This is a genomic window from bacterium (assembly GCA_016873475.1).
Classification (GTDB): Bacteria; Krumholzibacteriota; Krumholzibacteriia; order JACNKJ01; family JACNKJ01; genus VGXI01.
Genome location: VGXI01000115.1, coordinates 1 through 9,936, shown reverse-complemented (window position 1 = coordinate 9,936; position 9,936 = coordinate 1). Strand labels below are relative to the sequence as shown.

10 protein-coding genes are annotated in these 9,936 nt (G+C 69.1%); 9 read left to right on the top strand and 1 reads right to left on the bottom strand.

What is annotated here, in order from left to right; all coding sequences use genetic code 11:
• The 6 genes from dnaN to FJ251_10010 all read left to right on the top strand — a co-directional run.
• Positions 1-975, top strand: a 975-nt coding sequence (gene dnaN, locus FJ251_10035) for a DNA polymerase III subunit beta (GenBank protein MBM4118058.1), incomplete at its 5' end; no start/stop codon positions are given.
• Positions 976-985: 10 nt separating this feature from the next.
• Positions 986-2,086: a DNA replication/repair protein RecF gene (locus tag FJ251_10030; GenBank protein MBM4118057.1), complete on the top strand. Its 1,101-nt coding sequence runs from the start codon at positions 986-988 to the stop codon at positions 2,084-2,086.
• Complete coding sequence (locus FJ251_10025) at positions 1,917-2,420, top strand: DUF721 domain-containing protein (protein ID MBM4118056.1); 504 nt, start codon at positions 1,917-1,919, stop codon at positions 2,418-2,420. The genes FJ251_10030 and FJ251_10025 overlap by 170 nt, the downstream gene beginning before the upstream one ends.
• A 46-nt stretch (positions 2,421-2,466) precedes the next feature.
• Complete coding sequence (gyrB, locus tag FJ251_10020) at positions 2,467-4,377, top strand: DNA topoisomerase (ATP-hydrolyzing) subunit B (protein MBM4118055.1); 1,911 nt, start codon at positions 2,467-2,469, stop codon at positions 4,375-4,377.
• A 12-nt stretch (positions 4,378-4,389) separates the two neighbouring features.
• Positions 4,390-6,990, top strand: a complete 2,601-nt coding sequence (gene gyrA / locus FJ251_10015) for a DNA gyrase subunit A (protein ID MBM4118054.1) — start codon at positions 4,390-4,392, stop codon at positions 6,988-6,990.
• A 25-nt stretch (positions 6,991-7,015) separates the two neighbouring features.
• Entirely contained in the window at positions 7,016-7,663 is a 648-nt protein-coding gene (locus tag FJ251_10010) for a redox-sensing transcriptional repressor Rex (GenBank protein ID MBM4118053.1), read from the top strand.
• Here the strand turns inward: FJ251_10010 and FJ251_10005 are convergent.
• On the bottom strand, positions 7,660-8,148 hold the full coding sequence (locus tag FJ251_10005) for a hypothetical protein (protein ID MBM4118052.1): 489 nt from the start codon (positions 8,146-8,148) through the stop codon (positions 7,660-7,662). The genes FJ251_10010 and FJ251_10005 overlap by 4 nt on opposite strands.
• A 75-nt stretch (positions 8,149-8,223) precedes the next feature.
• Here FJ251_10005 and FJ251_10000 point away from each other — a divergent pair, with 75 nt between their 5' ends.
• From FJ251_10000 to FJ251_09990, 3 genes are all read left to right on the top strand, one after another.
• Positions 8,224-8,850, top strand: a complete 627-nt coding sequence (locus FJ251_10000; protein ID MBM4118051.1) for a methyltransferase domain-containing protein — start codon at positions 8,224-8,226, stop codon at positions 8,848-8,850.
• A gap of 63 nt (positions 8,851-8,913) precedes the next feature.
• Positions 8,914-9,279 carry a VOC family protein gene (locus FJ251_09995; GenBank protein ID MBM4118050.1) on the top strand — a complete coding sequence of 122 codons (366 nt, stop codon included), beginning with the start codon at positions 8,914-8,916 and terminating at the stop codon, positions 9,277-9,279.
• A 58-nt stretch (positions 9,280-9,337) separates the two neighbouring features.
• The coding region (locus tag FJ251_09990) for a hypothetical protein (GenBank protein ID MBM4118049.1) at positions 9,338-9,936 on the top strand (599 nt) is incomplete at its 3' end.

The following is a 9,936-nucleotide window of genomic DNA, read 5'->3' as shown; positions in this document are numbered from 1 at the left end:
ACCGACCTCGATATCTCGATCCAGCTGCGCACCGAGGCGGCGGTAGAAAAGGCGGGGTCCGTGGCGGTGCCAGCCAAGCGCTTCGCCGAGATCGTGCGCAAGCTCGAGGCCGTAGACGTCCATCTCGAGACCGCGGACGGCGCTCTGGCGATTCGCTGCGGGCGGGCCAGCTTCCGCATTCCGACGATGCCGGTGGAAGACTACCCGAAGCTGCCGGAAACGAAGGATATCGAAGCCTTCGCGGCGCCGGCGGGCGTGCTCAAGAGCATGATCCGCCGCACCCGCTTTGCGGTATCCACCGACCTCGCACGGCCCTCGATGAACGGCATCTTCATGGAACTGGATGGCAGCAAGCTCTCGATGGTCGCCACGGACGGCCACCGCCTGGCATTCTGCCAGCGTGAGCAGGACCTTCCCGTGAAGACCGCCAAGGGCGTCATCCTGCCGGCGAAGGCCCTCGACCAGCTGCTGCGCCTCCTCCCCGACGAGGGCGAGCTGGAGATGGGCATCGGCGAGAACCAGGCCTTCTTCCGCACCGGCGGCGTCTGCTTCTTCACGCGGCTCATCGAGGGGCCCTTCCCGAACTACCAGCAGGTGATCCCCAAGGGCAACGAGCGCGTGCTGAGCCTCAGCACGGAGCGCCTGCTCGAGGCGACGGACCGCGTCTCCACGCTCGCAGCCAGCCTCGCGACGAAGCAGATCAAGCTGGTCCTCGATAGCGATCAGCTCGTGCTCGAGGTGGCGAGCGCCGAGGTAGGCCAGGCCCGCGAGGAGCTGGAAGCCAGCTACCAGGGCCCGGGGATGAGCATCGGCTACAACGCGGTCTATCTCCTGGACATCCTCAAGCACATCGGCAGCGAGGAGGTCAGCCTCAAGCTGGATCGCCCCGACAATGCCGGCATCATCGAGCCGGGCAGCCAGGAGACCGGCGAGCGCTACTTCAGCCTGCTCATGCCGCTCAAATTGAGCGACTGAGCGGCGACCCGTGCGCTACCTCGAGCTGCGCGCGGAGGGCTTTCGCAACCTCGCTCCCTGCCTCCTGGAGTTCCATCCCGCGGTGAACTTCATCCACGGGTCGAACGGCCAGGGGAAGACGAACCTCATCGAGGCGCTGCTCTACCTCGTTTCCGGGCGCAGCCACCGCCTTGCCCGCGACGAGGACCTGATTGCCTTCGGCGGCGCGCACTTCCACCTCGCCGGCAGCCTTGCCGACGACGGCGGCGGCCAGCTCCGCTTCAGTGCCGCCTGCGCCCGCGGCGGTGCCAAGAAACTGACCGTCGACGGGGACGAGATCGCGCGCCTGTCCGATCTCATTGGCCTGACGGGCACGGTCATCTTCGGACCCGGCGATGTCGAGCTCGTCGACGGCGAGCCCGAGCGGCGGCGGCGCTTCCTCGACTACAGCTTCGCGAAGGCGGACCCCCTCTACCTGCGCCGGCTGCTCGAGTACCGCCGCATCCTCAAGCAGCGCAACGCGCTTCTCAAGAGCGGTCAGGGCCGTGGGCAACTGGGGCTCTGGACCGCACGCCTCGCCGAGACCGGCGCGGCGATCGCCCTGGCGCGGCGGCGCAACCTCGTCGATCTGGCGGCCGCCGCCGGGCGCTATTACCGCCAGATCGGCCCGCAGGAGGAGGGCCTCGCGCTCGCCTACGAGTGCCGCCTGCAGGGCGAGGACGAGGCGGCGCTGAGGGCCGCCCTGGCCGCCGCCCTGGAGGCGCTCGAGAGCGCTGAGTGGTTGAAAAAACGAACGTTAGCAGGTCCACACCTGGACGATATGTGCATTGACATCGGAGGCCGGAATGCCAGAAAATTCGCCTCGCAGGGCCAGAAGCGCACGGCCGCGGTGGCCCTGAAGTTGGCCCAGGCGGAGTACCTGGCCAGGATCCGGCGGGACCGTCCGATCGTCTTTCTGGACGATGTATTCAGCGAGCTCGACGGCCGTCGCCGCGAGCAGCTCTGCCATCTTGTCGGCCAGAACTACCAGACTTTCATCGCCGCCCCGCAGGTCGAGGATCTACGCCGGGAGCTCTTCGGGGACCTACAGCGCTTCGCCGTCGAGGGCGGGCGCATCAGCCCGGCGGCCTGAGTCGGCGGCCGAGGAGTCGATCATGAGCGGCAAGCGGCGGCCACCAGACGAGTTGCGCCCCACCGGCGAGCTCGTCGCGGGCCTGCTCGCCGGTCTCGGGCTGGCCGATCGGCTCAAGGAGCGGGCGGCCCTGGAGCGCTGGCCGGAGGTGGTGGGGCCGGAGATCGCGGCCCGGAGCCGCGCCCTGCGCATTCGCGACGGCGTGCTCTACGTGCAGGTGACGAGCGCGGCCTGGAGCCAGGAGTTGCGCTTCCTGAAGGCGCGCATCATCGCCGGCTTCGACGCCGCGCTGGGCGCGGGGCTGGTCAAGGACATCCGCTTCACGCAGCACTAGCGGCCGAGGCGCACTGCGCGGGGAGCACAGGGAAGGCGGATCGCCGATGAGCGACACTTACGACTCCGGAAGCATCCAGGTCCTCAAGGGCTTGGAGGGCGTCCGCAAGCGCCCGGCCATGTACATCGGCGGCACGAGTGCCGAGGGTCTGCACCATCTCGTCTACGAGGTGGTGGACAACGCCGTCGACGAGGCGATGGCCGGCGCCTGCGATGATATCTTCGTCGAGCTCCTCAGCGACGGCAGCTGCAAGGTCACGGACAACGGGCGGGGCATCCCGGTCGACCTCCATCCCACCGAGGGCAAGAGCAGCCTCGAGGTGGTGATGACCGTCCTGCACGCCGGCGGCAAGTTCGACAGCGAGAGCTACAAGGTCTCCGGCGGCTTGCACGGCGTTGGCGTCAGTGTGGTCAACGCGCTCAGCGAGTGGCTGCGCGTCACCGTCTTCAAGAACGGCAAGGCCCACTTCCAGGAGTACCGGCGGGGCATCCCCGCTGGCGAGGTGCGCCTCATCTCGGGCGCCGAGGAGGTGACGCAGCGCGGCACGGTCGTCCAGTTCAAGCCCGACCCCGAGATCTTCGAGACCTGCGAGTTCAGCTTCGACACGCTCTGCAGCCGCCTGCGCGAGCTGGCCTACCTGAACCGCGGCCTCCAGATCCGCATTCTCGACGAGCGCGACTCCAGCAAGAACACCTTCAAGTACGAGGGCGGCATCCTCGAGTTCGTGCAGTGGATGAACAAGGGCAAGAGCCCCCTGCACGAGCCGCCCTTCAGCGTGGACGTGGAGCGCGACGGCGTGCGCGTGGAGGTCGCCCTCCAGTTCAACGAGGGCTTCACGAGCAACGTCTTCAGCTTCGCCAACAACATCCACACGCAAGAGGGCGGCACCCACCTGTCGGGCTTCCGCAGCGCGCTCACGCGGAGCCTGAACAACTACCTGCAGCGGGAGACGAAGACCAACGGCGGCAAGCTGAGCCTGAGCGGCGACGACGTGCGCGAGGGCCTCACCGCCGTGATCAGCGTGAAGCTGTCGGAGCCGCAGTTCGAGGGGCAGACGAAGGCCAAGCTCGGCAACAGCGAGGTGCGCAGCGTCGTCGAGGCGGTGATCGGCGACTACCTCACCGACTACCTCGACCAGCGGCCGACCGAGGCGAAGGCGATCCTCGCCAAGTGCGTCTCGACGGCGCGCACGCGCGAGGCGATGCGCAAGGCGCGCGACGTCGCCCGCCGCAAGAGCGCGCTCGAGAGCGGTACCCTGCCGGGCAAGCTCGCCGACTGCAGCGATCGCGATCCCGAGAAGACCGAGCTCTACCTCGTCGAGGGCGACAGCGCGGGCGGCAGCGCCAAACAGGCCCGCGACCGCGCGTTCCAGGCCATCCTGCCGCTCAAGGGCAAGATCCTCAACGTGGAGAAGGCGACGCCGACCAAGGTGCTCGGCAACGACGAGGTGCGCACGATCATCACCGCGATCGGCGCCGGCTACGGGACGGACTTCAATCCCGAGAAGGTGCGCTACGGCAAGATCATCATCATGACGGATGCCGACGTGGACGGCGCCCACATCCGCACGCTGCTGCTCACCTTCTTCTACCGCAAGATGACCGATCTCCTGCTGCAAGGCCGCATCTACATCGCGCAGCCGCCGCTCTACCTGCTGCGCAAGGGCAAGGTGGCGATCTACGCCTACGACGACCACGAGCGCGAGCAGAAGCTCGCCCAGCTCGGCGACGATCCGAGCAAGGTCTACATCCAGCGCTACAAGGGTCTCGGCGAGATGAACCCCGAGCAGCTCTGGGAAACGACGATGGATCCCGTCAGCCGCACCGTGCTCAAGGTGAGCCTCGAGGACGCGGTGGAGGCGGACCGCATCTTCACGATCCTGATGGGCGACGAGGTGGAGCTCCGGCGCCAGTTCATCGAGACCTACGCCGACACCGTCACGAACCTGGACGTCTAGAGGGGAAGCGCGATGGCCACCGGGGAGCGGATCATCACGGTCGACATCGAGCGCGAGATGAAGCGCTCCTACCTGGCCTACTCGATGTCGGTCATCATCTCGCGCGCGATTCCGGACGCCCGCGACGGACTCAAGCCCGTGCAGCGGCGCATCCTGACGGCGATGAACGACCTGGGCCTGCGCCCCGGCCGGCCCTACCGCAAGTGTGCGAAGATCACGGGCGACACCACGGGCAACTACCACCCGCACGGCACGACGGCCGTCTACGACGCCCTCGTGCGCATGGCGCAGGACTTCAGCCTGCGCTACCCGCTGGTCGACGGCCAGGGCAACTTCGGCTCCATCGACGGCGACGCGGCGGCGGCGGAGCGGTACACCGAGGCGCGCATGACGGCGGTGGCCGCCGATCTCCTGCGCGACCTCGACAAGGAGACCGTCGATCTCGTTCCCAACTACGACGACAGCCGCCAGATGCCCGGCGTGCTGCCCAGCGTGGTGCCCAACCTCCTCATGAACGGCACCAGCGGCATCGCCGTGGGCATGGCGACGAACATCCCGCCGCACAATCTCGGCGAGCTGGTCGACGGCCTCCTCGCGCTCATGGACGACGCCGAGCTGTCGGTCGACGAGCTGATGGAGCACGTCAAGGGGCCCGACTTTCCGACCGCCGGGATCATCCACGGCCGGGAAGGAATCCGCGAGGCCTACCGCACCGGCCGCGGGCGCATTCTCGTGCGCGGCCGCGCCGAGATCGAGCCCGAGTACAAGCGCGGGCGCGACGCGATCATCATCACCGAGATCCCCTACCAGGTGAACAAGGCCGCCCTGATCGAGAAGATCGCCGAGCTGGTGCACGCCGAGAAGATCACCGGCATCGCCGACCTGCGGGACGAGTCGGACCGCGAGGGCATGCGCATCGTCGTCGAGCTGAAGAAGGAAGCGCCGAGCCAGGTCGTCCTCAACCAGCTCTACAAGCTGACGCCGCTGCAGCAGGCCTTCAGCGCGAACATGCTGGCGCTGGTTGGCATGCAGCCGAAGCAGTGCGGCCTGAAGGACCTGATGGTCGAGTTCCTCGCGCACCGCGAGGAGGTCGTCATCCGCCGCACGCGCCACGACCTGCGCAAGGCGGAGGAGCGCGCGCACATCCTGCAGGGCCTCCTCGTCGCGGTGGCGAACATCGACGAAGTGGTGCGCCTGATCCGCGGCAGCGCCGACACCGACGAGGCGCGCGGCCTGCTGATGGAACGCTTCACGCTGAGCGAACTGCAGGCGAACGCCATCCTCGACATGCGCCTTGCGCGGCTCACCGGCCTGGAGCGCAGCAAGCTCGAGGCCGAGTTCGCCGAGCTCGAGCGCGACATCGAGCGCTACAAGGCGATCCTGGCCGACCGCAACCTCGTGCTCGACCTCATCCGGGACGAGCTGGCCGAGATCAAGGAGAAGTACGGCGACGCGCGCCGCACGAAGATCGCCCACAGCCTCGACGACTTCGAGGTGGAGGATCTCATCGCCGAGGAGGCGATGGTGATCACGATCAGTCACGCCGGCTACGCCAAGCGCACGCCGCTGGACACCTATCGCCGCCAGCGCCGCGGCGGCCGCGGCGTCAAGGGCATGGAGTCGCGCGAGGAGGACTTCATCGAGACGGTGATGGTCGCCTCCACGCTCGACACGCTGCTCGTCTTCACGAACCTCGGCCGCGTCTACCAGCTGAAGGTCTGGGAGCTGCCGGAGGGCGCGCGCACCAGTCGGGGCAAGGCGCTGGCCAACCTGCTCAGCCTGCGGGCCGAGGAGAAGCCCTGCGACTTCGTGCGCGTGGAGGACTTCGGCGCCGAGGACCGCTGGGTGCTGATGGCCACGCGCGGGGGCGTCGTCAAGCGCACGCCGCTGGCCGAGTTCGTCACGCGGCGGCGCGACGGCATCCTCGCCCAGGGCCTGAAAGAGGGGGACGCCCTCGTGCGCGCGGCCATGGTGGAGCCCGGCCAGGAGCTGATCATCGCCAAGAGCCGCGGGCGCTCGGCGCGCTTCTCGACCGACCGGCTGCGCCCGATGGGCCGCAGTGCGCGGGGCGTGCGCGGCGTCACCCTGCGCGGGGAGGAGGATCGCGTTGCCGACACCGTGATCCTGCGCGGGCAGGAGTTCCTGCTCACGATCACGGAGAACGGCTACGGCAAGCGCACGCCGCTGGCCGACTACCCGCCCAAGGGCCGCGGCGGACTGGGCATCATCGACATCAAAACGACCAAGCGCAACGGCCCCGTGATCGCCGCCCTCGGCGTGCACGCGGATGACGAGATCATCCTCATCACGCGGGGCGGCGTCATGATCCGTCAGACCGTGGCGGGCATCAGCAGTTTCGGGCGCAACACGCAGGGCGTGAAGATCGTTGCGCTCGACGAGGGCGACAAGGTGGTCAGCGTGGCGCTCATCCCGCGCGATCGCGAGGCTGGCGACACCGACGAGTCCGAGAAGCCGCCAGTCAGCGCGGCGCCGCCGCCGCCGGCCGAGCCGGAGCCCGAGGAGGACGACGAGGCAGAACTCGACGAGGACGAGGACGAAGCGGACGACGAGGAAGGCCTGGAGGACGAGACCGACGACGCGGAGGAGAGCTAGCATGCGCGGCGAAAGCAGCGGCTCGATGCACCGGGGCGGCGGCGTCAGCGAGGCGACCGTGCGGCGCCTGTCGAACTACTTCCGCATCCTCGAGGAGATGGAGCGCGAGGGCGTCGAGACCATCGCCAGCGAGACGCTCGCGGAGCGCTACGGCATCACCAGCGCCCAGGTGCGCAAGGACTTCTCGAGCTTCGGCAGCTTCGGGCGGCGCGGGCTCGGCTATCCGGTGCGGGGGCTGCGCGAGCGCATCGGGAAGATCCTCGGCATCGATCAGCCCTGGCGGCTCGTGCTCGTGGGCGCGGGCAACCTCGGCCATGCGCTCTTCCACTACGAGGAGTTCCGCCGGCGGAACTTCAGCATCGCGGCGATCTTCGACAGCAACCCCGAGCTGATCGGCAAGCACTGGGAAGGCGTGCCGATCTTGCCGATGGCCCAGATGGGCCGCCTGGTCAGCGAGCGCGACGCGCGGATCGGCATCATCGCCGTGCCGGCGGCCGCGGGGCAGGCCGTGGCGGATCAGCTCGTCGCCGCGGGCGTGGAGGGCATCCTCAACTTCTCGCCGATCAAGCTGCGCGAGGTGGAGAACGTCTTCGTGCGCAACGTGAACCTCTCGATCGCCCTTGAGAGCCTCAGCTACTCCGTCACCGCGCATCGGAAGCTGCGGCCGCTCTAGCCGACGATCGGGTAGTTCACCCCCTGCGTCACCGGATGCCCCAGCAAGCGGCACATCGCCGCGACCTGCCCCATGTGATGGTAGATGTGCGTCACCGTGCGCAGCACGACGTGAGCGGGCGCAAGGTCGTGCGACTTGCCGTCCCAGGTGGTCATCGGCCGCGGCGTGTTGAGCTCCGCAGCAGACACGCCCGCCAGGTAGCCGTCCGTGACGGCGAAGACCTGCGCGCGCAGCGCCTCGAGGCTGGCGATGTCCGGGTGCTCGGCCTCGTCCTCGGCGTCCCGGCTCTTGCCGTGGATCACGCCGACCCAGTAGCGCTCGGCGGTGACGGCGTGGTGGAGCTGCAGGCGCACGGTGCCGTCGCCGAAGCCCTCCAGCACCCGATTCAGCGATTCGGGATCGAGAGCTCCACAGTGCGCGATCAGCTCGGCGAGCTTGCGGTGCGTGGGCGCGTGAAGATCGCGCAGTCCTTCGGGCGTGTGCATGGCGCTCCTTGCATCGTGAGCCGGGAGCTGCGATCCTAGCGCTTCCCCGCAGCCGCAGCAAGACGAGGAGACACCGTGACCGAGGACGACCGCGGCGCACTCGCGCGCTTCGATGCCACCTATCGGACCGCCGGCCGCGACGCCGCCAAGGTGCCCTGGGCCGAGAGCCGACCCAAGCCGCTCCTTGCAGCCTGGCTCGACGAGGCCGCCGTTCGCGGCGAGGGCCGCCGGGCGATCGTCGTGGGCTCGGGCCTGGGCGACGACGCCGAGGCACTCTCCGCGCTCGGCTTCATCGTGACGGCCTTCGATCTCTCGCCGACGGCCATCGCCTGGACCCGCGAGTGCTTCGCGGCGAGCCGCGTCGACTACCATGTCGCCGATCTCTTCACGCTGCCCGACACCTGGCGCGGCGCCTTCGATCTCGTCGTGGAGATCTACACGCTGCAGTCGCTGCCGGCGACGATCCGGCCCGAGGCCATGGATCGCGTGGCGGCGCTGGTCGCACCCGGCGGCGAGCTGCTCGTGATCTGTCGCGGCCGGGATCCCGAGGCGGCGCCGGCGTCCGGCCCGCCCTATCCGCTCACCCGCGCCGAGCTGCGCCGCCTCGAAGCGGCGGGCCTCAGCGAGCGCGACGCGCTGGACACCTTCGACGACGAGACCCCGCCGGTGCGCCGCTTCCGGCTGCGGTATCGGCGCGATTGACCCGCGCCGCGAACCGGCCCGCACGGCCTGACCCCTCATCGCAACCCTCACGAAAGGATCACCATGGCAAAGAACCCCGTCGTCCACTTCGAGATCGCCGGCGCGAACGGCCCGGCCCTACGCGACTTCTACAGCAAGCTCTTCGGCTGGCAATTCCAGCTCTGGGAGGGCGGCCCCGACTACGGCATGGTCCAGGCCGGCGCCGAACGCAACGCCATCGGCGGCGGCGTTGGCTCGACCCCGCCGAACATGAAGCCATATGTCACCTTCTACATCGAGGTCGCCGACATGCAGGCCAGCCTCGACCAGGCGACAAAACTCGGGGGCAAGGTCGTGCAGCCGCCGATGCCGATCCCCGGCATCGGCACCAGCGCCCTGTTCAGCGATCCCGAGGGCAACCTGATCGGCCTCTACAAGGGCCTCGAGTAGGCGAAGGGGCGGGACCCGCGCGGGTCCTGCCGCGGCGCCGGCGGCGAAAGGAGCGAGCGTGTCCCAGCCCCAGCAGTTCTTCATCCGTCTCCAGGGCACTCGCCCTGGCTGGCCCGAGGCCATGAGCGAGGGCGAGCAGCGCGCGATGAGCGAGCACTTCGTCACCTTGCGCACGCTCACCTGGGCCGGCAAGTGCCTGCTCGCGGGGCCGGTCTTCGGCAGGGAGGGCTTCGGGCTCGTCGTGCTCCAGGCGGCCGATGAGACCGAGGCGCGCGCGATCATGGACGCCGAGCCCTCGGTCGTGGCGGGCGTGCACACCTACACGCTGCAGCCGATGGCGGCCTCCCTGCTCGCCGGACGGCAGCAATTCCCCGCGGCGACAACGCCGCGCGCGATCGTCCGCGAGGCGACCGTACCCATTCCGCGTGCCGAGGCCTGGCGCGCCTGGACCACGGCGGCCGGACTGCGCGCCTTCTTCGCCGAGTCGGTGCGCATCGCACTGCGCCCGGGCGGGCCCTTCGAGATCCTCTTCAGCGAAGAGGCCCCCGAGGGCGAACGGGGCGCCGAGGGCTGCACGGTGCTGGCCTTCGAGCCCGAGCGCCTGCTCGCCGTGAGCTGGAACGCGCCGCCGGAGTTTCCCGCGGTGCGCCAGCGGCG